General features: G+C 52.2%; 23 protein-coding genes. 16 read left to right on the top strand and 7 right to left on the bottom strand.

Annotation, left to right across the window (positions count from 1 at the left end; translation table 11 throughout):
• Positions 1-25: 25 nt before the first annotated feature.
• From yhdP to csrD, 7 genes are all read right to left on the bottom strand, one after another.
• Positions 26-3,850 (bottom strand): AsmA2 domain-containing protein YhdP, encoded by a 3,825-nt coding sequence (gene yhdP / locus NC856_RS12305; protein WP_264090725.1) that lies wholly within the window; start codon positions 3,848-3,850, stop codon positions 26-28.
• Positions 3,851-3,892: 42 nt separating this feature from the next.
• A complete protein-coding gene (gene rng, locus NC856_RS12300; RefSeq protein ID WP_264090724.1) occupies positions 3,893-5,362 on the bottom strand; it encodes a ribonuclease G in 1,470 nt (489 codons plus the stop codon).
• Positions 5,352-5,945, bottom strand: a complete 594-nt coding sequence (locus NC856_RS12295; protein ID WP_264090723.1) for a Maf family protein — start codon at positions 5,943-5,945, stop codon at positions 5,352-5,354. The genes rng and NC856_RS12295 overlap by 11 nt, the downstream gene beginning before the upstream one ends.
• Before the next feature lie 9 nt (positions 5,946-5,954).
• Positions 5,955-6,443 (bottom strand): rod shape-determining protein MreD, encoded by a 489-nt coding sequence (gene mreD, locus NC856_RS12290; RefSeq protein WP_264090722.1) that lies wholly within the window; start codon positions 6,441-6,443, stop codon positions 5,955-5,957.
• Positions 6,440-7,423: a rod shape-determining protein MreC gene (mreC, locus tag NC856_RS12285; RefSeq protein WP_264090721.1), complete on the bottom strand. Its 984-nt coding sequence runs from the start codon at positions 7,421-7,423 to the stop codon at positions 6,440-6,442. The genes mreD and mreC overlap by 4 nt, the downstream gene beginning before the upstream one ends.
• 242 nt (positions 7,424-7,665) lie before the next feature.
• Positions 7,666-8,709, bottom strand: coding sequence for a rod shape-determining protein MreB (gene mreB / locus NC856_RS12280; protein WP_009114770.1), 1,044 nt, complete (start codon positions 8,707-8,709; stop codon positions 7,666-7,668).
• Positions 8,710-9,026: 317 nt separating this feature from the next.
• Positions 9,027-10,964, bottom strand: a complete 1,938-nt coding sequence (csrD, locus tag NC856_RS12275; protein ID WP_264090720.1) for an RNase E specificity factor CsrD — start codon at positions 10,962-10,964, stop codon at positions 9,027-9,029.
• A gap of 317 nt (positions 10,965-11,281) precedes the next feature.
• On the opposite strand from csrD, the gene msrP reads away from it, so the two are divergent.
• The 16 genes from msrP to NC856_RS12195 all read left to right on the top strand — a co-directional run bounded on the left by msrP (position 11,282) and on the right by NC856_RS12195 (position 26,363).
• Positions 11,282-12,283: a protein-methionine-sulfoxide reductase catalytic subunit MsrP gene (gene msrP, locus NC856_RS12270; RefSeq protein ID WP_264090719.1), complete on the top strand. Its 1,002-nt coding sequence runs from the start codon at positions 11,282-11,284 to the stop codon at positions 12,281-12,283.
• A gap of 14 nt (positions 12,284-12,297) precedes the next feature.
• Entirely contained in the window at positions 12,298-12,909 is a 612-nt protein-coding gene (msrQ, locus tag NC856_RS12265; RefSeq protein WP_264090718.1) for a protein-methionine-sulfoxide reductase heme-binding subunit MsrQ, read from the top strand.
• A 239-nt stretch (positions 12,910-13,148) separates the two neighbouring features.
• Positions 13,149-13,601, top strand: coding sequence for a type II 3-dehydroquinate dehydratase (gene aroQ / locus NC856_RS12260; protein WP_264090717.1), 453 nt, complete (start codon positions 13,149-13,151; stop codon positions 13,599-13,601).
• A 24-nt stretch (positions 13,602-13,625) separates the two neighbouring features.
• A complete protein-coding gene (gene accB / locus NC856_RS12255; RefSeq protein WP_264090716.1) occupies positions 13,626-14,093 on the top strand; it encodes an acetyl-CoA carboxylase biotin carboxyl carrier protein in 468 nt (155 codons plus the stop codon).
• Between the two features lie 11 nt (positions 14,094-14,104).
• Positions 14,105-15,448, top strand: coding sequence for an acetyl-CoA carboxylase biotin carboxylase subunit (gene accC, locus NC856_RS12250; RefSeq protein WP_264090715.1), 1,344 nt, complete (start codon positions 14,105-14,107; stop codon positions 15,446-15,448).
• 467 nt (positions 15,449-15,915) lie between these two features.
• On the top strand, positions 15,916-16,158 hold the full coding sequence (locus NC856_RS12245; protein ID WP_264090714.1) for a YhdT family protein: 243 nt from the start codon (positions 15,916-15,918) through the stop codon (positions 16,156-16,158).
• The gene (gene panF, locus NC856_RS12240) at positions 16,148-17,599 is read left to right on the top strand and encodes a sodium/pantothenate symporter (protein ID WP_264090713.1); all 1,452 of its coding nucleotides are present in this window, start codon (positions 16,148-16,150) and stop codon (positions 17,597-17,599) included. The genes NC856_RS12245 and panF overlap by 11 nt, the downstream gene beginning before the upstream one ends.
• Positions 17,600-17,616: 17 nt before the next feature.
• Positions 17,617-18,498, top strand: coding sequence for a 50S ribosomal protein L11 methyltransferase (gene prmA, locus NC856_RS12235; RefSeq protein ID WP_264090712.1), 882 nt, complete (start codon positions 17,617-17,619; stop codon positions 18,496-18,498).
• A 272-nt stretch (positions 18,499-18,770) separates the two neighbouring features.
• Positions 18,771-19,736: a tRNA dihydrouridine synthase DusB gene (gene dusB, locus NC856_RS12230; RefSeq protein ID WP_264090711.1), complete on the top strand. Its 966-nt coding sequence runs from the start codon at positions 18,771-18,773 to the stop codon at positions 19,734-19,736.
• A 23-nt stretch (positions 19,737-19,759) separates the two neighbouring features.
• Positions 19,760-20,056, top strand: a complete 297-nt coding sequence (fis, locus tag NC856_RS12225) for a DNA-binding transcriptional regulator Fis (protein ID WP_012883002.1) — start codon at positions 19,760-19,762, stop codon at positions 20,054-20,056.
• 367 nt (positions 20,057-20,423) lie between these two features.
• A complete protein-coding gene (locus tag NC856_RS12220) occupies positions 20,424-21,194 on the top strand; it encodes an amino acid ABC transporter substrate-binding protein (RefSeq protein WP_264090710.1) in 771 nt (256 codons plus the stop codon).
• A 26-nt stretch (positions 21,195-21,220) separates the two neighbouring features.
• Positions 21,221-21,886, top strand: a complete 666-nt coding sequence (locus NC856_RS12215) for an amino acid ABC transporter permease (protein ID WP_113865398.1) — start codon at positions 21,221-21,223, stop codon at positions 21,884-21,886.
• Between the two features lie 332 nt (positions 21,887-22,218).
• A complete protein-coding gene (locus tag NC856_RS12210; protein WP_264090709.1) occupies positions 22,219-23,244 on the top strand; it encodes an amino acid ABC transporter substrate-binding protein in 1,026 nt (341 codons plus the stop codon).
• 67 nt (positions 23,245-23,311) lie between these two features.
• Positions 23,312-24,490 (top strand): amino acid ABC transporter permease, encoded by a 1,179-nt coding sequence (locus NC856_RS12205; protein WP_264090708.1) that lies wholly within the window; start codon positions 23,312-23,314, stop codon positions 24,488-24,490.
• 8 nt (positions 24,491-24,498) lie between these two features.
• On the top strand, positions 24,499-25,593 hold the full coding sequence (locus NC856_RS12200; RefSeq protein ID WP_264090707.1) for an amino acid ABC transporter permease: 1,095 nt from the start codon (positions 24,499-24,501) through the stop codon (positions 25,591-25,593).
• An 8-nt stretch (positions 25,594-25,601) separates the two neighbouring features.
• The gene (locus NC856_RS12195) at positions 25,602-26,363 is read left to right on the top strand and encodes an amino acid ABC transporter ATP-binding protein (RefSeq protein ID WP_113865402.1); all 762 of its coding nucleotides are present in this window, start codon (positions 25,602-25,604) and stop codon (positions 26,361-26,363) included.
• The last annotated feature ends 155 nt before the right edge of the window (positions 26,364-26,518 follow it).

Here is a 26,518-nt window from a genome sequence, read left to right as displayed (position 1 = left end):
AACGAACTGCGCTGCCCATATGTCGCTATTCGCCCTGCTTGTGACTCGGCTCACGCAGTACTTCCTGAATCTTCGGCTGATCGATGCTACCGGAAATCTGGTAACGAATCAGCGAAATCTTGTTCCATAGCGGCGCCAGCACCTTACTGGCGGCAAAAACCGCCGCCCCCACCACCGGGTTAACGGCAAATGCCGTGGCGACGCCCACCGTGGCCGAAATTTCCGGCGCCACCACCGCCTCGATATTGACCTGACGTTGCACCAAATCGACACTGCCTTTCATGGCGATATCCGCTTCCAGGCCGTCAACCAACATATCGTCAGTATGCAGCACGCCCTCTTTGATCCATGCCGTGCTGCGGATACCATCGAAATAAAAACCACTGCCGAATGTATCGCTGAAATCGAAGCGAAGCTTACGCAGTAAGGCATCGAAACTGACCAGACGCAACAATTGCCCGGCCTGGCCCGTCCCCGCATCGGCGATTTCCCCTTTGCCTATCCGCGTGTGCAGAATACCGCTCAGACTGGCGATATCCGGCGCCCACGGCGTGCCGCGCCAGTAAAGATCGTAATCCACAGCAAACGATCCGGCGCGTAACGGGGTATCGACGCCGAACCACTCGGCGTTTTGCACCAGACTGTCGCCGGTTAATCGCCCTTTCAACGCGGTACGAACGCCCTGGGCGTTATCCTGCCAGCTACCGTTAACCGTTAGCCGCGCCTTTCCGGTATCAATAACACCGTCACTCAGCAGCAGCTTGTCTTGCTCAGGCTGTAGCGTACCCTGAACGCGGCCAACGTTTTGTCCGATAAACCAGCACTGACGACAATCGATCTGCAACGCGGGCCAATTCTGAAAGCTGATGCTGGGATCGTTCAGCGGCGATCTCTTTTCGGCCAATGCAATCGGATTGGTCGCTTCATTCCCTTTCCATTGGGGATTGTAATAGAGATAACCGATATCACTGCGCCATATGCCGTTGCGCGGAATGTTAAGCGTGGCGTCAATTTCACGCCCCGTGGCGCGCACTTCGCTGCCGGTCAGACTATTTTTGCTGGTAATCGCTAAATCATGCCACCGCTGCCCTAACAATGTCAGAACCGGTGTACGTAATGTCACTTCCGTCGGCAAACGGAAATTACCGCCAGCCCCTTTCCCGCCCAATGAGGACTGTGCTGCCGGCAGCAATCCGAGCCAACTTTCGCCATCCAGCGCGGGCAAATCGAGCACCAGCGCCGAGCTTTCCGGCAACGACGGCAGCGTGCCGGTGTTGCTTTTCCAACTGCCGCGCGCCAGTGTGACGGTATCGCCTTTCAGCAACCACTGGCTGTTAAACCGAGAGTTCTTGCCAATACGACTATTCAGCGCAAACCCATTCAGGTCGCCCTTAACATTGACCTGCAACGGCATAGGATCGCCAGCAGATTTATTTAACGGACTTGGTAAGTGACTACTTACTTTCTGTAGATCCGCTTCGATATCTACGCCATAGGTTATTTTGCCCTGATAGGGCAAATTGACGGCAACCGTACTTTTCCAGTCCGCCACGCCTGCGATCCGACTGGCAAGCGACGTCGGCAAGTCTGGCAAACGGGCGGGTTGCCACGCGCCCTGTAACCCGACATTCACCAGAAACGCGCTTGCCTGCTCTTCAGTGGTGAAATTCACCTGCATCGGCTGCCCCAGCCAGTTGGCTGAAAGCGTTTCACTACGCAGGTTGCCATTATCATAACGAAAACGTCCAGTAAGATTTTTTAGCGTCGTCGCCAGCGGCTTGATGTACAGGCTGTTATTATTCAAGGCGATATCGCCGCTGGCGCGCACTTCGCCGCCATCCAGCGGAATAGCAAGATTTAGGCCGCCTTTTATCGGGCCAGTAATGTTCAACGCATCCAGCGCCGCGCCCACCGATGATTTCAAGGGCGTCTGCTGGAAATAGCTGCCGACTTCCTGACCCGGCCCCTCTAGTTCGCCATTAACCAGCAGCCTCTCTTTACTGTAATCTGGGATCACGGCGCTGATGTTTCGGCCTTCCACTTTGCCCAGCCAGGCTTGCGGCGCGAACATCCACAGGCCGTTATTGGCGAAATCCAGGTTGATATCCAACTGCGTCAGGGCAGGCCAGCCCGGTTGATACTCAAATACCGCATTCTTGACCGGCACCCAGACTTCAAACTGTCCTTCGTTATGCGCGTAAGGGAAATTCCGCGGATTACCGGCAAAAATCAATGTGCCGTTCTCCACCCTGCCGCTTTTGAGGGCGTTGCTCAGGTAATCCACCAGCGCCTTGCCCATAAAAGGCTCAGGGTAATAGCGCCAGGCGTCAGCCGCATCCGTCAGACGAAGGCCGGCCAGAATATCCAGTCTGGGCTCGCCTTTTTCAGGGTGCTGATAACGAAAATCACCGTTGACCCATAGCGATTTGGCCTGCACATCCAACCCGTGGCTCCACAGTTCCCAGCCCTGCGGGTTGTCGCGCCAGTAAATCGTCCCGCTGGCTTGATTGATTTCCAGCGGTGCGCGAAACATCCCCTCATAAGGCAGCGTACTCTCAGCCAGATCGATATTCAGTTGTCCTTGTTCCACACTGCCGCTGACCGAACCGGAAAAATGGTTCATTCCCGGCAGCCGTTCCCACTGTTGCCAACTGACATCCTGCCAACGACTCTGAAAGCGGGCTTTTTCCGGTTGTTGCACAGGAATATCCAATGCCAGCGCCGTGAGTTTGCCTTTCGGTTGCAGTGATCCCCAACGCGCTTTCACATCAGGCGTCGTGGTGGACAACAACGGCAACAGTGAGCCCAAACGCTCCAGTTGCAGATTGGCGGCCCGAATACGCAATTCCTCCTGACGATCCGCCCCCAGCACGGATTCGCTCTTCGGCACCCACAGCGCCGATAACTGGCCTGTCGGCCAGGCCACGCCATCCGTCGCCAGGTTCAACGCGGGAACATCCACTTGCCAGCCATTTTCCTGACGGCTGATGCGCAGCGCCATATCATCAACATTCAGACGATGCCCGTTTTCCCCTTCCCGCCAGGTTGCCGTTCCCTGATTCAGGAACACCTCTGCACCATGAATAGCGCCATCACGCACATTAAGCCAGGCCGCCAGACTGAAGTCCGCGCTTTCCAGCCCGGTATTGTTTTTCAGCCAGCGACCCAGCCAGGGTTTCATGTCAATATCATCGGCCTGTAGATACAGCGTACCGGTATTGAGCAGCCCTTGATCATCTTGTAAATCCATCCTCATCTGCACCACGCCATGCTGACCAGTGAAGCTCGACAGGCTGATCAGCCCTTCGGCGCGGTGACGGTTATCCTGATTCAGCCAGGTCAGTTGGGGAATGCTCAACTCAGCGCGTGCGCCGGATGGCGTAAGAAAAGAGATACGACTATCGCGCAGATCAAAGTGATCGAACTGGCGCAGGAAAAGATCGCTCAATTTTCCCGATTCCAACAGATCGCCATCCTGACGCTGTCCGGTCAGGGTGGTGTTGAGATCAAAGCGGGATTGATAAAAAGTGAGATCGCGGAACTGCCAGCGAGCATGCAGCAGAGATTGCCACACATCCAACGCCAGTGTGATACGTTCAACCTGCCAGTCGGCTTCCGGCGACGAGGAACGAAAATTGTCAATTTCCAGTGTGGGGCCAAACGTTTCCCAACGCCCTTTCAGCGATCCGATCGCCAGCTTAACCCCGGAGACAGACTCTGCCCATGCCACCAGTTGTGGCCGGAAGTGATCGATCTGTGGCAGCGCCAATCTTAAACCGCTGACTAACAGCGCGACAATCACGATAAGAGTGGCGCCCGTGACGAATAATATTCCGGGCAGTCGCCTCACGAATTTCTCCTTGTTTTCGTCGCTAACGACGAGGGCACGAATTTACATCATGACGACATCAAACTGTTCCTGACTATACAGGGGTTCAATCTGTACTTTGACCTGTTTGCCGACGAAAATTTCCACTTCGGCCAGCGCATGCGACTCTTCGCTTTTCAGCGCTTCTCCGACAGCGGGCGATGCATAAACCAGGAAACGATCGGTATCATACGCGTGGTGAACGCGCACAATCTCACGCATGATCTCATAACAAACGCTTTCCACGGTTTTCACCGTACCGCGTCCGTGGCAGGTCGGGCATTCATGGCACAAGACATGCTCTATACTCTCACGGGTGCGCTTACGCGTCATCTCCACTAATCCTAGTTGGGAGAAGCCATTAATACTGGTTTTTACCCGATCTTTACTCAGCGCCTGTTCCAGAGAATGTAATACCCGACGGCGATGATCTTCATTGTTCATATCAATGAAATCGATAATGATGATGCCGCCCAGATTTCGCAGCCGCAATTGCCTTGCAATGGCCTGCGTCGCTTCGATATTGGTGTTGAAAATGGTTTCATCAAGATTGCGATGGCCGACAAAAGCCCCGGTATTGATATCGACGGTGGTCATCGCCTCTGTCTGGTCGATAATCAGATAACCGCCGGACTTCAGTTCGACTTTTCTATCCAGTGAACGTTGGATTTCGTTTTCGACATCGAACAGATCAAAAATTGGTTGTTTACCCGCGTAGTGCTCCAGCTTGCCCGTCATTTCCGGGATATATTCGGCCGTGAACTCCAGCAACGCATCGTAGGTCAGCCTGGAATCCACTCGAATGCGATCCAGCGCCTCGCCCGCAAAATCACGCAAAACGCGTTGCGCCAGAGCGACTTCGCCATAGAGCTTGCATTTGGCGTGGTTGCGTTTTTTACGCTCCATCACCTTACCCCACAAGCGCTTGAGGAAAGCCGCGTCCTGAGCAAGTTCTTCTTCGCCAATGCCTTCCGCTGCGGTACGGATGATAAAACCGCCCTGTTCATCGCAGTAATCCGCGACCGTTCTCTTCAAACGTTCGCGCTCAGCTTCGCTTTCGATACGCTGCGACACGCCGACGTGTGAAGCCCCCGGCATGAAGACCAGATAACGCGATGGCAATGTGATGTCCGTCGTCAGACGCGCTCCTTTGGTGCCAAGAGGATCTTTTACCACCTGCACCATCAGATCCTGTCCCTGACGCACCAGTTCGGCGATATCACGAACATGAAAATTTTTCTGCTCGTCCCCGGCGACGCATTCGGTGTGCGGCATAATATCGGAGGCGTGCAAAAAAGCCGCCTTGTCCAGACCAATATCGACAAACGCCGCCTGCATGCCCGGTAATACGCGGCTTACACGGCCCTTGTAGATATTGCCGACAATGCCGCGTTTCGCTTCACGCTCAATATGAATTTCCTGCAAAATGCCGCCATCGATATAGGCAACCCGCGTCTCTGAAGGTGTGACGTTTACCAATAACTCAGCAGTCATGTTTTCCTCTTGCCTGTCGCAGCGCAGTAAAATTACTGAACAACTCATACGTCTCTACCAGCGGTAATCCGACCACCGCGTGATAGCTCCCGTTGAGCGACCGAACAAAGCATCCTCCCTTGCCCTGAATACCATAGGCACCGGCTTTATCCATCGGTTCGCCGCTGGCAATGTAAGTATCAATATCCTGTTGGGACAGCGTGCGGAACACCACATCCGTCTTGACCAGCGTGCTCAGGCTGTCATCTCTGTCGGCCAATGCCACCGCGGTCATGACCTGATGCGGTTGGCCGGACAGCATCGCCAGTATGTGCGCCGCGTGCGTTTCATCCCGCGGTTTTTCCAGCACCTGTCCGTTCAATACCACAATCGTATCCGCGCCCAGCACCGGCAAATCGGCAGGCGCGGCGCATACCCCAGCGGAAGCTTTTTCCTGCGCCAGCCGGCGAACGTAGGCATCGGCCATTTCATCGGGCAAACGCTGTTCCGTCACTGTCGTATTCAGCACGGCAAAAGAGAGATCGAGCAACGACAACAGTTCCCTGCGGCGAGGCGAAGCGGATGCCAGATAAAGCTGAGTCATGATTAACCTTTATTGCACGGTAAACTGACGACGTATTTTACGCATCAGCAGGAACAACCACGGCCACAGTACGCCATCGACCACGCTATTCCAGAAAGTTTCAGGCCGGAACGAGACATTAATCACCAGGAATTCGGCCCAGAAGACAATCAAATCCATCAACAGCGACAGCAGCATGACCATCAGCGCCTGTTGCCATAATGCCATATTCCTGAAAAGCTGAAATTTAAATGCCACCAGATAAGCCACAATACTGAGCGCCAGCGCACGCACGCCAAGCGTCGATCCTAAAATCAGATCCATTATCATACCGAGTACAAACCCGGTGCCGACATTCACCCGATGCGGCAACGCCATCACCCAGTAGATTAGAAAGAGCGTCAGCCAGGAGGGACGATAAATATAGATCTCCTCCGGCCACGGCATAATCTGCAAGACCATAGCGATTAAAAACGAGAGCCAGATAATCCAGTTGCCATTCCTGCGGTAGCGGTTCATTGGCTGTCTCCCGGCGGTGTCGTCGCAGGCGCGTTGACCGGGGGCGGGAGCGACGGCCCCATTTCATCGGGAGAAGGCAATACCTGCGGCATCATCTGCATCAGTCGTTCATTGGCGACGCGATGAACCTCTCCCGGCGGTAACGCGGCGCTGGCATTTCTGTCCACGCCCCATAAGAGTAATAGATAGCGCAAACGCTGCAAGCCTGCCGTCGGACGCGCCTGAATGATGGTATAAGCGCGTTGAGTATCCACTTTCACTGAGGACACCACGGCGACCGGATAACCCTCAGGGAAACGCCCGCCCAAACCAGAGGTGACCAGGACGTCGCCGACGCGGATATCCGTGTTGTTGGGTAAGTGTTCCAGTTGCAGATCATCCGTACAACCGTTGCCTGCCGCAATCACGCGGATATCGTTGCGCAGCACCTGAATAGGCAGCGCGTGGGAAACATCACAAATCAGCAAAACCCGGCTGGTTAGCTGCCCGACCGCGACCACCTGACCCACCACGCCCTTATCACTGATGACGGGCTGGCCTTCGTATACGCCGTTGATCAAACCTTTATCGATCACCACCTGATCGCTATAAGGGTCCGTGCCGGCGGAAATCACCTGCGTCACCATTTTCTGCTCGTCCTGACGCAGCGGCGATCCGAGCAATTCACGCAACCGGGCGTTCTCCTGTTTCAATTGCCCCAGTAGCAGCAGGTCGCTGTTCTTCATCAGCAATTCCTGACGCAGCGCGGTATTTTCGATCCCCAGTTGTTCACGGGTCGCCAATGATGCCGAAACGTTGTCCAGCATCTCGCGCGGGCCATTTGCCAGAAAATAAAAGGGACTGACCGCGGTATCCATGTATGTTCTGATTTTCGTGAACGTACCAAGCCGACTGTCTGCAATAATCACAGAAATCGCGGTAATGACAGCGAGAAAAAGTCGTAGTTGCAAGGAAGGTCCCCTGCTAAAAATCGGCTTCATAAAATTCGTGTATTCCTCGACAGCAATAAATCGCCTGGCGCGATTTTTGACAACGCGACGCGTTGGTCCGCAGGGCAGCGGACAGGGAAAGCCTGCCGTCATAAACGCCGGGAGCGTTTTTCAACGTTGCAAAGCGTTGGCACACAAGCGGTGGACCGGGAGCGCCCGCCATAAAAAAAGGGCGACCGCGCGGGATGAAAAACGCACACGTTCATCCATACGGCCCCCCTTTCCTGACCAGATTATTCTTCGCTGAACAAATCGCCGCCATGCATGTCGATCATTTCCAGCGCTTTACCGCCGCCGCGCGCGACGCAGGTCAACGGATCTTCAGCCACCACGACCGGGATCCCCGTTTCTTCCATCAGCAACCGATCGAGATTACGCAACAACGCGCCGCCGCCAGTCAACACCATGCCGCGCTCGGAGATATCAGAAGCCAGTTCCGGCGGACACTGTTCCAACGCCACCATCACCGCGCTCACGATACCCGTCAACGGTTCCTGCAATGCTTCCAGAATCTCATTGGAATTCAAATTAAAGCCGCGCGGCACGCCTTCCGCCAGGTTACGACCGCGCACCTCAATCTCAAGCACTTCATCACCCGGATAGGCCGAACCAATCTCATGCTTGATGCGTTCTGCCGTGGCTTCGCCAATCAGTGAACCGTAATTACGACGAACATAGTTGATAATCGCTTCATCGAAACGGTCGCCGCCAATACGCACGGAAGAGGAATACACCACGCCGTTGAGAGAAATCACGGCGACTTCCGTCGTACCGCCGCCAATATCCACCACCATGGAACCAGTGGCCTCGGAAACCGGCAGACCCGCGCCAATCGCGGCGGCCATCGGTTCTTCAATCAGAAAGACCTCACGCGCGCCAGCGCCTTGCGCGGACTCACGGATCGCACGGCGTTCCACCTGCGTGGCGCCCACCGGCACGCACACCAGCACACGCGGGCTGGGACGCATAAAGCTATTGCTGTGCACTTGCTTGATAAAGTGTTGCAACATTTTTTCAGTCACGAAGAAATCGGCAATCACGCCGTCCTTCATCGGACGAATTGCGGCGATATTGCCAGGCGTTCTGCCCAGCATCTGTTTGGCGTCATGGCCGACAGCAGCGACGCTTTTCGGCGAACCGGCACGATCCTGACGAATAGCGACCACGGAAGGTTCATTCAGTACGATGCCCTGCCCTTTAACATAAATCAGGGTATTGGCGGTACCCAGGTCGATGGACAAGTCGTTGGAAAACATGCCACGAAATTTCTTAAACATAACGAAAGGATAATCCTGCAAGCTGGGGGCGAAAAATAAATCCGCCTACTTTACCAACCACACGAAGCAGCGACAAGGCATGAAAACGCTCTGCTTCGGTGAAAAAAGTCTGTGTCGTACACATCGGCTTTAAAAAGGAATACCGCACGAAACGCCTTCCTTTCAAGCAATGGGGCAACTTATCACGTCCTACCAGACGGAATGGCACTGACACAGGACATAAAATCTAACATTTAATCGGATTGCGCTAACGTAAGCACACACTAACCGATTCAACAACCGACTCATTCTACGTCAATTTGAACAGGACGTTTACACTAAACACGATAGCGAGGTGAATATTTTTTCAACTCATCGCCTACCGAACGCGAAGCGGCAAAAAAATCGCCTTGTCCGCCATAAACGCCCTTCTCCAATAACGTTTGCCACTCTTCTTTGGTGCGCACGCCCGCCGCAAAAACCATCGTCTGCGTGCCTTTACAAGCTTCCGTTAGACTTTGTACGAATAATTGATTTTCCGGACGACGCTCAAGACTACGCACCAACCCCGGATGAAGCTTAATAATTTCCACCGGCAATGACTTGATATACGTCGTACTGACCAGCGTTAACCCCGCCTGCGTCACCGCAAGACGACAGCCCAGCCCCAACACCAGATTCAGCGCCGGACGTAAACGGCCGATATATTGACAAACATTCGCCTCAGCAAGTTCAAATAAAATACGTTGCCGCTGTTGCTTAGGGCATTGCAGCAACGTGTCCTGCAACCAGCGAATAAACGGCTTTTGCAGAAGTGAATCGACGCTCACCGGCATCGCCAGCGTTTCCTCCGGCCAACTGACTGATAACTCAAGAGTGCGGACAATAAGTTGTCGATCATAACTGGCGGTCAAACCCAGTTGCTGAACCAACGGCATATATTCCGCCGCCAGCAATTCCTGAGCGCCGTCATAGATACGACTCATCATTTCACGATGGTGGACAACGCCATGCCTGGTAACCGCCGGTTTCTGGTATAGCCTCGGCCCACCTCTGGCCAGCGTCAGTTCCAGCAACGTTCGCCATTTCACGCTGCCCCGCCCTTTGTCCGGCACCTGGCGATCAAATACGCACCAACCATTTCCGCCCTGTAGCACCGCGTTGCGGGTGGCGTCTTCCACACTTTCCATCACCTGTTCCGAACTTTGCCCGCTGCGATAAGCGCATATCCCGATATGCAGGATATCTTCACGATCAATCAGCGGCGTCACTGGCAGAATATCAATGGCTTTGACTAACTGAGCGGCAATACTGTCCGCGTCTTTCAGAGTGCGGTGCGGCAACAACACGGTAAAATCATTGTTGTAATAACGCGCCAGCAATGCGCCGGGATAACGCATGACAAAAGTCGATAACAAATTCACCAGCGTATTGCGGTATTCCTGAATCGTACCGTGATAACCGTGCATTTCCTGTAATGTTTCAAAATCAGGTACGCGGATCATCATGACGATACCGTGAGTACCGACATCTTCGATATCCTCCAACTGCGTCGTCAGTTGATTGTCAAAAAACAGGCGATTGCTGAGGCCGGTCTGCGCATCCTGCGCCGCAAATGCACGGATCAACGCATCGACCCGGCTACGCTCTTCGCGGGCCGCCGTCAAATCAGACAGTAGTTGATCGATCGCGCCGCTGGCATTGATCGGCCATTCCCGCACGGAACCGTGCATCACCGACTCACGCTCGCCATTGAGGATGCGTCGGGCGCGTTCTTCCAGTTCCTCCTGTCCGGCAGTTTGACGGCGCAACCAGCAAATGGACAGATAAAGCACCAGCACGATCAAGCCAATGGACAGAAACACCGACAGCGTCGACATGAGAAAATGCGGCATGCCAAGCACGGGATTGAGGTAGGTAACCGCCGCCACCATGTCCAGATGGTGCATCAAGGCGATTTGGGTATCACAATAGATGTAACGATGAACATCATCCGCCTCAGGCAACCGTGCCGAATACAAGACCGAATCGGCATTCCTCACCTCTAGCACGACGATACCGGCGGATTTCATCATAGCCGGTAGCCAGAATTTGATATTCTCCGGCGATTGCACCAACAGCGCCTGATCGATGCTGGCAGCGACTTCTCGCAACTGTTGCGACGTTCGCTGATGGCTGTAATAGAAGAGGCTAAAGATACTGCTGGCAAGCATCAGAAAAATCGCCAATGCCGTCAGTAGCGTCATAAGTATGGAGAATCTGGTCGTAAATCCCATCCCTGCGTCCTATTTCCGGGTAGATGATGCCAACATTCCTGCAATTTGAAAGATGACGGGTATGCTACCTGTTACAAATATAGTCGCTAAATGATCACACACCTTTTTTATCCGGTGCAATCTTCACTCGCCGAAATATTGCGTCGGCATACCGTGGTGCCATGACGAGTGACGGTTACACCCGACAAAAAAGTCTTTCACTTGTTTGCTCGGTATTTCCCGCTGGCTTCATCTATAAATAAGTAAACAACCACATGAAAGACGCCACGTTATCCCGATAGTGATAAGTCAAGAGCAATAACGGGCGGGAGTGCGCCATGCTTAAAAATCGCAAATTAACCGAAGCCGATGTTACCCCGGAATCGGTTTTTCATCGTCGCCGACGCGTATTGAAAGCGCTGGGGATTACCGCGGCATCGTTATCGCTGCCTCTGTCCGCGCAAGCTGACCTGCTCGCCTGGCTCACAGGCAATGATCGTGCGAAAGCTGCGCCGGGAAAACCGTTATCCTTCACGCAACCCGCCCAGTGGCGGCTTGATCTGCCACTGACGCCTGAAGATAAAGTTACGGGTTACAATAATTTCTATGAATTCGGGCTGGATAAAGCCGATCCCGCCGCCAATGCGCAAGCATTGAAAACCGAAGGATGGACAATCCAGATTGATGGAGAAGTCGCCAAGCCCATCACGCTGCATATCGACGATCTGCTTAAACGCTTCCCGCTGGAAGAGAGAATTTACCGTTTCCGTTGCGTGGAAGCCTGGTCGATGGTCGTTCCGTGGATTGGCTTTGAACTGGCAAAACTGATCAAGTTTGCCAATCCCACCGGCCACGCGCGTTACATTGCGTTTCAGACCTTGAACGACCCGGAGCAAATGCCGGGACAAAAAGATCGCTTTATCGGCGGCGGGTTAAGCTATCCCTATGTCGAAGGCTTAAGGCTGGATGAAGCCATGCACCCGCTGTCTCTCCTCGTCATCGGCGTGTACGGCAAAACGCTTCCCCCGCAGAACGGCGCGCCGATCAGGTTGATGACGCCATGGAAATATGGTTTTAAAAACATCAAATCCATCGTGCGGATAAGCTTTACTCGTGAGCGCCCGCCTGCAACCTGGAACCTTGCCGCCCCGGATGAATATGGTTTCTACGCCAATGTGAACCCGCAGGTGGATCATCCCCGCTGGTCGCAGGCGACGGAGCGCGTCATCGGCGCCGGTGGTCTGCTCAACGTACAGCGCCAGCCCACGCAGCTATTCAACGGCTATGCCGACCAGGTCGCATCACTGTATCGAGGTCTGGATCTACGGCAGAACTTTTAATCAGGAAACACGGCATGCGACTCACGCACCAGCAGATAAAATGGCTAAAAATCATCCTTCATCTGGCCGCTTTGTTGCCCTTCGTCTGGCTAATCCTGGCCGTAACGCAAGGCGGGTTGAGCGCTGATCCGGCCAAGGATATCCAACATTTTACCGGCAGAATGGCGCTTAAACTGTTGTTCGCCACCCTGCTGGTCACCCCGCTGGCCCGTTATAGTCGGCAGCCGCTACTGATTCGCTGTCGGCGGATGCTCGGCCTGTGGTGCTTCGCCTGGGCCACCTTGCATCTGGTCAGTTATTCCGTATTGGAATTGGGTGTAAGCCATCTGGCGCTACTGGGAACGGAGTTGATATCTCGTCCCTATTTAATGCTCGGCATCATCAGTTGGCTGATTCTGTTGGCGTTGGCGCTGACCTCACCACAAGTGATAACACGCAAGTTGGGAGCCCACTGGCAAAAACTGCATAATTTTATCTATCTGATCGCCATTCTCGCGCCGATGCACTATCTTCTGTCAGTCAAAACTCTGTCGCCACAACCGGTTTTGTACGCGCTGGCCGCGCTGGTTTTGTTATCATTCCGTTATAAAAAGTTCCGCCAATGGTGGCGTCAGAAGGTGCGATGACGCTGTTGCTTACTGTCGCAGCCTTGCCCTTTTCGCCGAACATAATGGGTGACTGCCAGAATATCTCCGCAGATAAGACCAGTATTTAGCTGCTAATTGCTACGATATCGTTATAATGCACGACTTTGATTTTTCAGCGTCGGACAATTTACACGCGAAAGGTGACAAACGAATAGCTTCGCGCTATTTTGTGCGACACCATTTTGCAATCTGGGCGAATCGCGGGAGATAGCAGCACAATGGCTGAAAAGTTTCACATTTTGCTTTTGAATGGTCCAAACCTCAATTTACTGGGCGCCCGCGAGCCGGATAAGTACGGCAAGACGACGCTGGCCGAGATTGTCAGCAACCTGGAAACCCAGGCGCAGGCGCTGAATGTGGTTTTTTCCCATCTGCAATCCAATGCGGAACATGTCTTGATCGATCGAATCCATCAAGCCAGAGGAAACACGGATTTTATATTGATTAATCCGGCGGCGTTTACTCATACCAGCGTCGCGCTGCGAGATGCTCTGCTGGCAGTCGCCATCCCGTTTATCGAAATTCATCTGTCCAACGTGCATGCGCGTGAAGCTTTCCGTCATCACTCTTACCTGTCGGATATTGCGGTGGGCGTGATTTGCGGACTTGGGGCAGAGGGTTATAACTATGCTTTACAGACAGCGGTAAAACGCCTGTCAACTTCCAATTAAACAAGAGAGTACGGAACCACACCCATGGATATTCGTAAAATCAAAAAGCTGATCGAACTGGTCGAAGAGTCCGGCATCGCCGAACTGGAAATTTCTGAAGGTGAAGAATCAGTACGTATCAGTCGTGCTCCGGCCGCGCCATGTTACCCTGTGATGCAGCAGGCCTATGCGCCAATGCAACAGCAACCGGCTCTGGCTGCCGCTGTCGCGCCGGCACCTGCCGCAGATGCCGCGCCAACGGCGCCGGCGGCGATCAGTGGTCACATCGTTCGTTCCCCAATGGTAGGTACGTTCTACCGCACCCCAAGCCCTGACGCTAAAGCGTTTGTCGAAGTGGGCCAGCAAGTGAATGTTGGCGATACGCTTTGTATCGTTGAAGCCATGAAAATGATGAACCAAATCGAAGCCGACAAAGCGGGCGTGGTTAAAGCGATCCTTGTCGACAACGGTCAACCAGTTGAATTTGACGAGCCACTGGTTGTCATCGAATAACGAGGCTTACCATGCTAGATAAAATCGTTATCGCCAACCGCGGAGAAATTGCGCTGCGCATTTTGCGCGCCTGCAAAGAACTGGGCATCAAGACGGTTGCCGTTCACTCCAGCGCGGATCGCGATCTGAAACACGTATTACTGGCGGACGAAACGGTGTGTATCGGCCCGCCGCCGTCCACGAAAAGTTACCTGAATATCCCGGCGATCATTTCTGCGGCGGAAATCACCGGATCGGCGGCAATCCACCCCGGTTACGGTTTTCTGTCAGAAAATGCCGACTTCGCCGAACAGGTTGAACGTTCAGGCTTTATTTTCATCGGCCCGCGCGCTGACACCATTCGCCTGATGGGTGATAAAGTCTCCGCCATCAATGCCATGAAAAAAGCGGGTGTGCCTTGCGTACCCGGTTCCGATGGTCCGTTAGACGGCGATATGGATAAGAACCGCGCGTTTGCCAAGCGTATTGGCTATCCGGTGATTATCAAAGCGTCTGGCGGCGGCGGCGGTCGCGGTATGCGCGTGGTGCGCAGCGATAAGGAACTGGAACAGTCCATCAATATGACCCGTGCGGAAGCTAAAGCTGCTTTCAACAACGATATGGTCTATATGGAAAAATACCTGGAAAACCCGCGTCACGTGGAAATCCAGGTACTGGCGGATGGTCAGGGCAACGCGATTTATCTGGCTGAGCGTGACTGTTCCATGCAGCGCCGTCACCAGAAAGTGGTGGAAGAAGCGCCAGCGCCAGGCATCACTGACGAACTGCGTCGTTTTATCGGCGACCGGTGCGCCAAAGCCTGTATCGATATCAATTATCGCGGCGCGGGTACGTTTGAATTCCTGTATGAAAACGGCGAGTTTTATTTCATTGAAATGAATACCCGTATTCAGGTGGAACACCCGGTCACGGAAATGATTACCGGCGTGGATTTGATCAAGGAGCAATTGCGTATTGCCGCAGGTCAGCCGCTGTCCATCAAACAGGAAGATGTGGTGGTTCGTGGTCACGCGGTAGAATGCCGCATCAACGCTGAAGACCCGAATACCTTCCTGCCAAGCCCTGGTAAAATTACCCGCTTTCATGCGCCGGGTGGTTTCGGCGTGCGTTGGGAATCGCATATTTATGCCGGTTATACCGTACCGCCGTACTATGATTCCATGATCGGCAAGTTGATTACTTACGGTGAAACCCGTGAAGTGGCGATTTCCCGCATGAAGAACGCGTTGGCTGAACTGATTATTGATGGCATCAAAACCAACGTTGATCTGCAAATGAAGATCATGAACGATGAAAACTTCCAGAAAGGTGGCACAAACATCCACTACCTGGAGAAGAAACTCGGTTTGCAATAATTTCGCATTGCTACCCGGAAGGCCAGCCTGACGCTGGCCTTCTTTCATTAAGCCGCGGGATAACGTGACAATTGGGGTGTCATCACCACACGTATCTCCGCCGGTGGCGCGGCGTTACGCAAACTGGCTACGTGCGCGGCCCAGTCATCAGGAGTGGATATCCTCCAGCGAAAGCTGGTCAAGAAAAGCCTCTGGAATGTAGATCATCTGACACGCTCCGGTAGCGTTAATAATCGATATGTATTTTTTTATATTACGAATAAAATTATCGACCTCCGACACTGCGGTCAATCATCAATGTCCTGTTTCCCCAAACCGTATGTCCGGTTTGAAAAATAGAACGACGTCCAGAAACAATTATTACTAGGCAATTGGCTCACATGTCGTAAAATTCCCTGCTTTGTCATTCCAATACTTTCATCTTAATCAATACAACACCATTGCTCCGGCTTACTGTGGAGGAAAAAATGGATATACGTTTCATTCAGGCGCACCGGGAAGCCCGCTGGGCTTTTTTCCTGACGCTGGCTTACCTGCTCGCCTGGATCCTGGCAGCTTATCTGCCCGATAACTCACAGGGCATTACCGGTCTTCCTCACTGGTTTGAAATGGCCTGCCTGTTGTTGCCGCTGATTTTCACGCTATTGTGCTGGCTGATGGTGCGATTCATTTTCCAGGATATCTCTCTGGAGAATGACGATGCAAAATGAAGTGCTCTTGCCATTGCTGGGCTATCTGCTGCTGGTGTTCGGACTGTCGGTATACGCTTATCGTCGTCGTCAGGCCGGTAACTTTCTCAACGAGTATTTCCTCGGCGGACGCTCAATGGGCGGCTTTGTACTGGCGATGACCCTGATCGGCACCTATGTCAGCGCCAGTTCGTTTATCGGCGGGCCGGGCGCGGCCTACAAGTATGGACTGGGCTGGGTATTGCTCTCCATGATTCAGGTGCCCACCATGCTGTTGTCGCTGGGCATTCTGGGAAAGAAGTTCGCTATTCTGGCCAGACGTTACAACGCCATCACGCTCAATGACATGCTCTATGCCCGCTACGGCAGTCGCCTGCTGGTATGGTTCGCCAGCCTTAGTCTGCTCGTCGCCTTTATCGGCGCCATGGCGGTACAATTCATTGGCGGCGCACGCCTGTTGGAGACCGCGGCCAATATCCCTTACGATGTCGGCCTGCTGATTTTTGGCGTCACTATCGCGCTGTATACCGCTTTTGGCGGCTTTCGGGCCAGCGTATTGAACGATGCCATGCAAGGCATCGTCATGCTGTTAGGCACAGTCATATTGCTGGTGGGCGTTATCCACGCCGCAGGCGGCTTACACAGCGCTGTGGATAAGCTGCAACAGATCGATCCTGCGCTGGTGACGCCGCAAGGCAGTGGCCAGATGCTGTCCATGCCATTTATGGCATCGTTCTGGGTGTTGGTCTGCTTCGGGGTTATCGGCCTGCCCAATACGGCTGTGCGTTGTATCTCTTACCGCGACAGCAAGGCGCTGCATCGCGGCATTCTTATCGGCACCATCGTGATAGGTATTCTGATGCTGGGGATGCACTTGTCAGGCGCGTTGGGCCGCGCGGTAATGCCGAACCTGACCATCCCCGATCAGGTGCTGCCCGCTCTGATGGTCAACGTTTTACCGCCTCTGGCGGCGGGTATCTTTCTCGCGGCGCCGATGGCGGCTATCATGTCCAACATCAATGCGCATCTGCTACAAGCCTCCGCCACAATCATCAAAGATCTCTATCTCAGCGTGCGGCCACAGCAGATACACAATGAGCGGCACATCAAGCGCCTGTCCAGCATGACAACGCTGTTGCTGGGGTTACTGGTGCTTGTCGCATCCTGGCGACCGCCGGAAATGATTATCTGGCTCAATCTGCTGGCGTTTGGCGGTCTGGAAGCCGTATTTCTCTGGCCGCTGGTGCTTGGCCTTTATTGGGAGCGCGCCAATTCAGCGGGCGCGCTCAGCGCCATGTTCAGCGGCGCTATTTGCTATACCTTGCTGGCCAGTTTTAATCTTCAACTGGCCGGTTTTCACCCCATTGTGCCATCGCTGCTACTTAGCCTGATGGCGTTTATTGTTGGTAACCGGTTTGGCCATCAAGTCCCTCAACCGGTTGCTGCTTCCGCTTCACTTTAAATGTATTAGAGACTGCTATGCCGTGGATTCAACTGAAAATCAATACCTCCGGTCGTCATGCCGAGCACTTGGGCGACGCGCTGATCGCGTGCGGCGCGGTATCCGTTACATTTCAGGATACTCACGATACGCCAGTGTTTGAGCCACTGCCCGGCGAAACCCGCTTATGGGGCGATACCGACGTCATCGGCTTATATGACGCGGAAACCGAGATGGCCGCCGTCATCGCGGCGCTGGAGCAACAACGGCTGCTGGGCGCCGGATTTAAGCACAAAATCGAACAATTGGAGGATAAAGATTGGGAGCGCGAATGGATGGATAACTTCCACCCAATGCGTTTTGGCGAGCGCCTGTGGATTTGTCCAAGCTGGCGCGACATCCCCGATCCGACCGCCGTCAACGTCATGCTCGACCCCGGCCTGGCGTTTGGCACCGGCACCCATCCGACAACCGCACTATGTCTGCAATGGCTGGACAGCCTGGATTTGGCGGGCAAAACCGTCATCGATTTTGGTTGCGGCTCCGGCATTCTGGCAATCGCCGCGCTGAAACTGGGAGCGGCCCGCGCGATCGGCATTGATATCGACCCGCAGGCGATTCAGGCAAGCCGCGATAACGCGCAAAGGAATAATGTCGCTGACCGTCTTGAGCTCTATCTGCCGGAAAAACAGCCGGCTGACCTCTCAGCAGATGTCGTGGTCGCCAATATTCTTGCTGGCCCGCTGCGTGAGCTGGCGCCGCTTATCAGCGATCTGCCTAAATCCGGCGGCTATCTTGGCCTATCCGGGATATTGGCGACGCAGGCCGCGGGCGTGGCGGAAGCCTATACCGATAAATTCGCACTCGATCCGGTTGCAGAACGTGAAGAATGGTGTCGTATCACCGGACAACGTAAATAATCATGCAGACCAAACATCCACTATACTCCGCGTTATAGTGGATAATGCCAGCGACCGGTAAAATTTGGTTGCCGAAGGATTATTTTTTTGAGCAAAAAAAACGCGTAAAAACTCAACTCTTTGTTAAATATGAATAATATTTTCATATGGCATCACGAACGACATTTTCATTGCTCGATAGCGGCAAATTGGTCAAAGTTTGGCCTTTCATCTGACGTGAAAAATGCGTAATATACGCGCCCTTGCAGACACAGTATGGTCACTCTTTGTCTATGCGCATTGGACAATTTCAGCTTACCAATCGCCTGATAGCAGCCCCGATGGCTGGTATTAGCGATCGCCCATTCAGAGCACTCTGTCATGCGATGGGCGCTGGAATGACAGTATCGGAAATGCTCTCTTCCAACCCGGAAGTGTGGCGTTCAGATAAGTCGCGTCTGCGCATGGTACATAGCGATGAACCCGGGATCAGAGCCGTGCAAATTGCCGGTTGTGATCCCGATGAAATGGCGGCGGCTGCCAGAATCAATGCTGATTCCGGCGCACAGATCATCGACATCAATATGGGTTGTCCGGCAAAGAAGGTGAACCGCAAGATGGCAGGATCTGCATTATTGCAGTACCCGGATTTGGTTAAGCAAATCCTCTTCGCGGTAGTGAAAGCGGTAGACGTACCGGTGACGCTGAAAATCCGTACCGGCTGGGCGCCAGAGCACCGTAACTGTGTAGAGATTGCCAGATTGGCTGAAGATTGTGGTATCCAGGCCCTGACCATTCATGGACGCACTCGTGCATGTCTGTTCAATGGTTCGGCGGAATACGACAGCATTCGGACAGTTAAGCAGGCCGTTTCCATTCCCATTATTGCGAATGGCGACGTGACTTCCCCGCATAAAGCCAGAGCGGTTCTTGACTATACTGGGGCTGATGCCCTGATGATAGGACGAGCCGCTCAGGGAAGACCCTGGATCTTTCGGGAAATCCAGCATTATCTGGACACAGGGGAGTTGCTGACACCAATGCCTTTGGCTGAGGTTAAGCGCTTGTTGATCGAACACATACGGGAATTGCACGACTTTTATGGTCCAGGCAAGGGATTCCGTATCGCTCGTAAGCACGTATCCTGGTATCTCCAGGAGCATGCCCCAAACGACCAGTTTAGGCGCACATTCAACGCCATTGAGGATGCCAGCAAACAGCTGGAGGCGTTGGAGGCATATTTTGAAAATCTTGCGTAAACAGAAAAAGAGCTGACAGAACTATGTTCGAACAACGCGTGAATTCTGATGTACTGACCGTTTCCACCGTAAACTCTCAAGCTCAGGTGACCCAAAAGCCCCTGCGCGACTCGGTTAAACAGGCACTGAAGAACTATTTTGCTCAATTGAACGGTCAGGATGTTAATGACCTGTATGAGCTGGTACTGGCTGAAGTTGAACAGCCACTGTTGGACATGGTGATGCAATACACCCGCGGCAACCAAACCCGTGCGGCCCTGATGATGGGTATCAACCGCGGGACTCTGCGTAAGAAATTGAAAAAATACGGCATGAATTAATCAAAATTCATAACCTGTTGTTTTTAAAGGCGTTAATGAGAAATCATTAACGCTTTTTTTATGTCATCAATACCTGAAACTTTAAAAAAAAGTAAATGACGCCCCTATGATGATGAAAGCAGATTACGGCCATCCGATATCACTGTGAGTTTTTATAACTGTAATTATGTTTCAGTTTAAGCGGCATGCGTTATAGCCAAATACCCGCCGCCGGGCATGGTCAAAACAGCAGATGAAAACTATATTCATTGTTGATATAAACCATTGCCTTATATGATTAGTAAAACAATATGACATAACGTAAATTTGCCGCGTTTCATGCCAACGATAGCGAAATGCTGTCCTGATGAGGGTGCAGAGGATATATATGAAGAAAATCGGTTTTGCTTTACTGACTGGCGCATTGCTCGCAACCAGTTTATTCGCTCAGGCACAGGATGACCTCAGCGCAATCAAATCCGCCGGAGTGATTAAATTCGGAACAGAAGGCACCTATGCGCCTTATACCTATCATGAAAAATCCGGTGAGTTGGTTGGTTTTGATGTGGAAATTGGCCGAGCCGTCGCTGAAAAACTGGGAGTCAAAGCACAGTTTATTGAGGGGCGCTGGGATGGTCTGATTGCCGGTATCGACGCCAAACGCTACGACGCAGTGATTAATCAGGTCGGCGTGACCAAAGAGCGTCAGGCCAAATACGACTTCTCTAAACCGTATATCGATTCCAAAGCCGTGCTGATTATCCGTGGCGATAACACCGCCATCAAAGACTTCGATGATCTGAAAGGCAAGAAAGCCGCCCAAAGTCTGACCAGCAACTATTCGAAACTGGCAACCCGCTATGGCGCAGATATCGTGCCAACCGATGGCTTTAACCAATCACTGGATCTGGTGCTCAGCGGACGTGCTGATGCCACACTGAACGATAACCTATCATTCCTTGACTTCAAAAAGCATAAGCCTGATGCCAATGTAAAAATCATCGCCACCTCACCCGACGGTGAACCTTCCGCGATTTTGATCCGCAAAAATCAGACACAACTGGCAGATGCGTTGAATAAAGCGCTCGATGAAATTAAAGCGGATGGCACCTATAAAACGATATCTGTGCGATACTTCGGTCAGGATGTATCTCAATAATTGCACTGTTATCGGAGTTATTTTTCATGCCGCCTTGGCTACAACTTATGGCAGACTCCTTTTGGAGTCTGCTGTCCGCCGGACTGAAATTCACGGTTCCCCTCGCCATTCTTTCCTTTATATTCGGATTGGCCGTTGGCGTGATCGTTGCGCTAATCCGTCTCTATGGTCCAAAGCCACTCAAATGGCTGGGTGATTTCTACGTTTGGGTTATTCGTGGGACACCATTGCTGGTACAGCTTTTTCTCATCTTTTACGGGCTTCCCAGCGCCGGTATCACACTTGATGCATTTCCCGCCGCATTAATCGGCTTTACCATTAGCGTCGGCGCTTACAGTTCGGAAATTGTCCGGGGCGCCATCCTGTCCGTTCCCAAAGGTCAATGGAGCGCGGCTTACTCGCTTGGAATGAATGGCAGGCAGGCAGTTCGCTGGATTATCTTTCCACAATCCATTTTTGTCTCATTGCCGCCGTTATCCAATACGTTTATCTCGTTGATTAAAGACACGTCATTGGCCGCCGTCATTACCGTGCCTGAAATGTTCCTGTCTGCGCAGCGAATTGTTTCCGTCACCTATGAACCGCTGATCCTCTATATTGAAGCCGCCTTGATTTATCTGATGTTCAGCACGGTACTCAGTCAGTTACAGGTAAAGTTGGAGAAGTATTACCAACGTCATCTTGTACATTAATTTTTCGTTCGCCAGTCTGCGCTGATAGTTTGGCTGGCGCATCGCCTTACATTACCAGCTGTGAATCAATTGTTCCCAAACTGTTACTTTTGACGCACCAAAGCAGGGCATGGTGACTACCCTCCCTTTATTTTGGTGCATCGATGTTTCCTGGAAATTGCCACAAAAGCCGGGTCAACTTCAATATTTATATTGATTATCATATAGATAAATAATTGGCATCCTGTTTGCTTAACTCTTGCCGCGGCAAGAAGCCGAATGACAGAATTGGTGCACCTAGTCTGGTGCGCCGCGACACAACAGCATATAACTATTTAGCCACTAGGATGATTATGAAAAGAATGATTATTTCTACTCTGGTTGCCGGCGCATCAATGTTTGCCGCCATCAATCAGGCTCATGCTGGCGCAACGCTGGATGCGATTCAGAAAAAAGGTTTCATACAATGTGGTATCAGCGACGGCTTACCCGGCTTTTCCTATGCAGACGCCAGTGGCAAATTCGCTGGTATTGATGTTGATGTATGCCGCGGTGTGGCGGCGGCCGTGTTTGGCGATGCGAATAAAGTAAAATTTACTCCGCTGACCGCGAAAGAGCGTTTGACCGCCTTGCAATCTGGTGAAGTAGATATTTTATCTCGTAACACCACCTGGACCTCATCGCGCGATAGCGGCATGGGCATGCTGTTCACTGGCGTAACCTATTATGACGGCATCGGCTTCCTAACCCACAATAAAGCCGGGTTAACCAGCGCGAAAGAACTGGATGGCGCTACCGTTTGTATTCAGGCAGGCACCGACACTGAACTGAATGTCGCTGACTATTTCAAAACCAACAAAATGCAATATACCCCGGTGACATTCGATCGTTCTGACGAAAGCGCCAAGGCGCTGGAATCCGGTCGCTGCGATACGCTGGCTTCTGACCAATCTCAGTTGTACGCGTTGCGTATCAAGCTGAGCAATCCAGGCGAATTTGTGGTGCTGCCTGAAGTGATCTCCAAAGAACCTCTTGGCCCTGTGGTTCGTCGCGGCGATGAAGAATGGTTCTCCATCGTTCGCTGGACGCTGTTTGCGATGTTGAATGCCGAAGAAATGGGCGTAACGTCCCAGAACGTCGATCAACTGGCAGCTAAACCGACAACACCTGATATGTCTCACCTGCTTGGTCATGAAGGCAACTACGGTAAAGATCTCAAATTACCAACCGATTGGGCTTTCAAAATCATCAAACAAGTGGGTAACTACGGTGAAATCTTCGAACGCAATGTCGGTATGGGCAGCGAACTAAAAATCAAACGCGGTCTGAACGAATTGTGGAATAAAGGCGGGATCCAGTACGCACCTGCTGTACGCTAATTACTTGCAGAAACCGGGGGCAGTCACAACACTGCCCCTTCTGTATCCCCGTTATTGAGGCTTCAACATGCTACAACGCCCAACCGTGAAAAGTGATTTATCACTAACTAATCCAGCGGTGCGCGCCTGGCTGTATCAAATCATCGTTGTTATCGCCGTATTAGCTATCGCTGGTTATCTATTACACAATACCGTTACCAATCTGGCTCAGAGGGGGATCACATCTGGATTCGCCTTTTTAAACAACACGGCAGGCTTTGGGATTGTCCAACATCTGATTGATTATCAACAGGGCGATACCTTCGCGCGCGTTTTTCTAGTCGGATTATTCAATACCTTGCTGGTGTCAGCTTTGTGTATTGTCTTCGCCTCTTTCCTTGGTTTTATTATTGGACTGGCTCGCTTATCGGATAACTGGCTGCTGCGGAAAATCTCCACTATCTATATCGAAATTTTCCGTAATATTCCGCCGTTATTGCAGATTTTCTTCTGGTATTTTGCCGTACTGCGTAATTTACCAGGGCCACGGCAATCCATTAATGCCTTTGATATCGCCTTTCTCAGCAACCGCGGCTTTTATTTGCCTTCTCCAGAAGCAGGGCCGGGAGCGCTAGCCTTTTTCCTGTCTATTATGATTGCGCTCATTACCGCGTTTGTTGTCTTTCGTGCCAATAAACGTTACCACACGCTCACGGGACAGCAACGCAAGACATGGCCCATCGTTTTGGGCGTATTGGCCGTACTGCTCGTTTTGAGTCATCTGATTTTTGGACGGGCGGTACATTGGGCTGTGCCTGAACTAAAAGGATTTAACTTCCGCGGCGGGATGGTATTAATTCCTGAACTGGCGGCGCTGACACTGGCGCTCTCGGTTTACACGTCCTCCTTTATTGCGGAAATCATTCGCTCAGGAATTCAGTCCGTTTCGCACGGTCAACATGAGGCGGCACGCTCTCTGGGATTGCCCAATTCCATCACCCTGCGCAAAGTTATCCTGCCTCAGGCACTGCGTGTGATTATTCCTCCGTTGACCAGTCAGTATCTTAATATCGTCAAGAACTCTTCATTGGCCGCCGCTATCGGTTATCCAGACATCGTTTCACTGTTCGCCGGCTCTGTACTGAACCAAACCGGTCAGGCCATCGAAACTATCGCCATTACGATGTCGGTCTATCTCATCATCAGCCTGCTGATATCCTTGTTGATGAACATATATAACCGCAAGATTGCGCTCATTGAGCGTTAAGAGGACTCATGACGATGATTCAACCGATACAGAACCGTCAGGCCCCTCTTTTCAAAGCAATTCACTGGGCTCGACAAAATCTTTTTTCCAACATCACCAATAGTCTGCTCACCCTGCTTTGCCTGTGGTTATTGTGGATTACCATTCCGCCATTATTAGACTGGGCGATATTTCAGGCTAACTGGATTGGAACAACCCGCAACGACTGCACCAGGGATGGCGCATGTTGGGTGTTTATCCGTGCCAGGTTCGGTCACTTCATGTATGGGCTATATCCGACAGAAGAGATCTGGCGCATTAACTTTGCACTGGTCATCGGCTTGCTCAGCATCCTGCCAATGTTTTTACGTCAAATCCCTCATCGTGGACGCTACATTGCGATCTGGGCCGTAGCTTACCCGCTGGTGGCCTGGTGGCTGCTCTATGGTGGGTTTGCAAGCCTCCCTCGTGTGGAAACCCGTCAATGGGGAGGCTTAACGCTAACCTTGATTATTGCGGCGGTCGGCATCGCTGGCGCCTTACCACTTGGTATTCTGCTGGCGCTGGGGCGTCGTTCCAAACTCCCCGTCGTTCGTATGCTTTCCATCATTTTCATTGAGTTCTGGCGCGGCGTTCCATTAATTACCGTGCTATTCATGTCCTCTGTCATGCTGCCGCTGTTTTTAACAGAGGGAACCAGTATCGACAAGCTACTGAGAGCACTGGTGGGGGTCATTCTTTTCCAGTCTGCTTATGTCGCCGAGGTCGTCCGCGGTGGCTTGCAAGCATTACCGAAAGGCCAGTATGAAGCAGCAGAGTCGCTGGGATTGGGTTATTGGCGCATGCAAGGGCTGGTTATCCTGCCACAAGCGCTGAAAATGGTGATACCGGGATTGGTGAATACCATTATCTCGCTGTTTAAGGATACCAGTCTGGTGATCATCATTGGTTTATTCGATCTCTTCAGCAGTATTCAACAGGCAACTGTCGATCCAACCTGGCTTGGTATGTCGACCGAAGGCTATGTTTTTGCCGCCATGATCTATTGGGTCTTTTGTTTCAGCATGTCGCGCTATAGCCAACATCTGGAAAATCGTTTTAACACCGGACATAAGTCGCACTGAGGCCATCCATGAATCAGAATTCTTTAACGCAATCAGCCGATCACATGATCACACTGGAGAATGTGAATAAGTGGTATGGGCAATTCCACGTACTGAAAGATATCAATCTACAGGTCAAACAGGGAGAACGGATTGTACTTTGCGGTCCATCTGGCTCAGGCAAATCCACGACTATTCGCTGTATCAACCACCTTGAAGAACATCAGCAGGGACGTATTGTCGTAGATGGTGTGGAATTAAACGGTGATTTGCGGAATATTGAAAAAATCAGAACAGAGGTGGGCATGGTATTTCAGCACTTCAACCTGTTCCCGCATTTGACTGTATTGCAGAACTGCACGTTGGCCCCTTGCTGGGTACGCCACACGCCGAAAAAGGAGGCAGAAGAACTGGCTATGCATTATCTGGAACGTGTACGCATTGCAGCCCACGCACACAAATTCCCAGGCCAGTTATCCGGGGGACAGCAGCAACGTGTCGCTATTGCCCGCTCGCTGTGTATGAAACCTAAAATCATGCTGTTCGATGAACCTACCTCAGCTTTAGACCCTGAAATGGTTAAAGAAGTGCTGGATACCATGCTTGGACTTGCTCAGGACGGAATGACCATGCTATGTGTCACTCATGAGATGGGCTTTGCAAAAACCGTGGCCGACCGGGTGATCTTTATGGATCAAGGGGAAATCGTCGAGCAGGCACCACCGGACATCTTCTTCTCTACACCGCGCTCTGAACGTACCCAAACATTCCTGGCGCAAATTCTTCACTAATCGAATACCACGATGTTTTGCAAAAGCCTGCCAGAGAGCAGGCTTTTGTTTACACCCATATCAATGGATTCAACCGGCCACAACGCAAAAAGCCCCATGCTGTCGCATGGGGCTTTCCACTTAGTTGATGCCTGGCAGTTCCCTACTCTCACATG

It is taken from the genome of Brenneria izbisi, from assembly GCF_025840185.1.
Lineage (GTDB): Bacteria > Pseudomonadota > Gammaproteobacteria > Enterobacterales > Enterobacteriaceae > Brenneria > Brenneria izbisi.
Note: the sequence above shows the minus strand (reverse complement) of the source record. Positions and strands in the feature narration are given on the sequence as shown.

What these genes read in the sequence shown, in the direction of transcription:
- rng (WP_264090724.1), bottom strand. Translation starts at nt 5,362, where the DNA reads ATGACTGCTGAGTTATTGGTAAACGTCACACCTTCAGAGACGCGGGTT.
- NC856_RS12295 (WP_264090723.1), bottom strand. Translation starts at nt 5,945, where the DNA reads ATGACTCAGCTTTATCTGGCATCCGCTTCGCCTCGCCGCAGGGAACTG.
- mreD (WP_264090722.1), bottom strand. Translation starts at nt 6,443, where the DNA reads ATGAACCGCTACCGCAGGAATGGCAACTGGATTATCTGGCTCTCGTTT.
- mreC (WP_264090721.1), bottom strand. Translation starts at nt 7,423, where the DNA reads ATGAAGCCGATTTTTAGCAGGGGACCTTCCTTGCAACTACGACTTTTT.
- mreB (WP_009114770.1), bottom strand. Translation starts at nt 8,709, where the DNA reads ATGTTTAAGAAATTTCGTGGCATGTTTTCCAACGACTTGTCCATCGAC.
- csrD (WP_264090720.1), bottom strand. Translation starts at nt 10,964, where the DNA reads ATGGGATTTACGACCAGATTCTCCATACTTATGACGCTACTGACGGCA.
- msrP (WP_264090719.1), top strand. Translation starts at nt 11,282, where the DNA reads ATGCTTAAAAATCGCAAATTAACCGAAGCCGATGTTACCCCGGAATCG.
- msrQ (WP_264090718.1), top strand. Translation starts at nt 12,298, where the DNA reads ATGCGACTCACGCACCAGCAGATAAAATGGCTAAAAATCATCCTTCAT.
- aroQ (WP_264090717.1), top strand. Translation starts at nt 13,149, where the DNA reads ATGGCTGAAAAGTTTCACATTTTGCTTTTGAATGGTCCAAACCTCAAT.
- accB (WP_264090716.1), top strand. Translation starts at nt 13,626, where the DNA reads ATGGATATTCGTAAAATCAAAAAGCTGATCGAACTGGTCGAAGAGTCC.
- accC (WP_264090715.1), top strand. Translation starts at nt 14,105, where the DNA reads ATGCTAGATAAAATCGTTATCGCCAACCGCGGAGAAATTGCGCTGCGC.
- NC856_RS12245 (WP_264090714.1), top strand. Translation starts at nt 15,916, where the DNA reads ATGGATATACGTTTCATTCAGGCGCACCGGGAAGCCCGCTGGGCTTTT.
- panF (WP_264090713.1), top strand. Translation starts at nt 16,148, where the DNA reads ATGCAAAATGAAGTGCTCTTGCCATTGCTGGGCTATCTGCTGCTGGTG.
- prmA (WP_264090712.1), top strand. Translation starts at nt 17,617, where the DNA reads ATGCCGTGGATTCAACTGAAAATCAATACCTCCGGTCGTCATGCCGAG.
- dusB (WP_264090711.1), top strand. Translation starts at nt 18,771, where the DNA reads ATGCGCATTGGACAATTTCAGCTTACCAATCGCCTGATAGCAGCCCCG.
- fis (WP_012883002.1), top strand. Translation starts at nt 19,760, where the DNA reads ATGTTCGAACAACGCGTGAATTCTGATGTACTGACCGTTTCCACCGTA.
- NC856_RS12220 (WP_264090710.1), top strand. Translation starts at nt 20,424, where the DNA reads ATGAAGAAAATCGGTTTTGCTTTACTGACTGGCGCATTGCTCGCAACC.
- NC856_RS12215 (WP_113865398.1), top strand. Translation starts at nt 21,221, where the DNA reads ATGCCGCCTTGGCTACAACTTATGGCAGACTCCTTTTGGAGTCTGCTG.
- NC856_RS12210 (WP_264090709.1), top strand. Translation starts at nt 22,219, where the DNA reads ATGAAAAGAATGATTATTTCTACTCTGGTTGCCGGCGCATCAATGTTT.
- NC856_RS12205 (WP_264090708.1), top strand. Translation starts at nt 23,312, where the DNA reads ATGCTACAACGCCCAACCGTGAAAAGTGATTTATCACTAACTAATCCA.
- NC856_RS12200 (WP_264090707.1), top strand. Translation starts at nt 24,499, where the DNA reads ATGACGATGATTCAACCGATACAGAACCGTCAGGCCCCTCTTTTCAAA.
- NC856_RS12195 (WP_113865402.1), top strand. Translation starts at nt 25,602, where the DNA reads ATGAATCAGAATTCTTTAACGCAATCAGCCGATCACATGATCACACTG.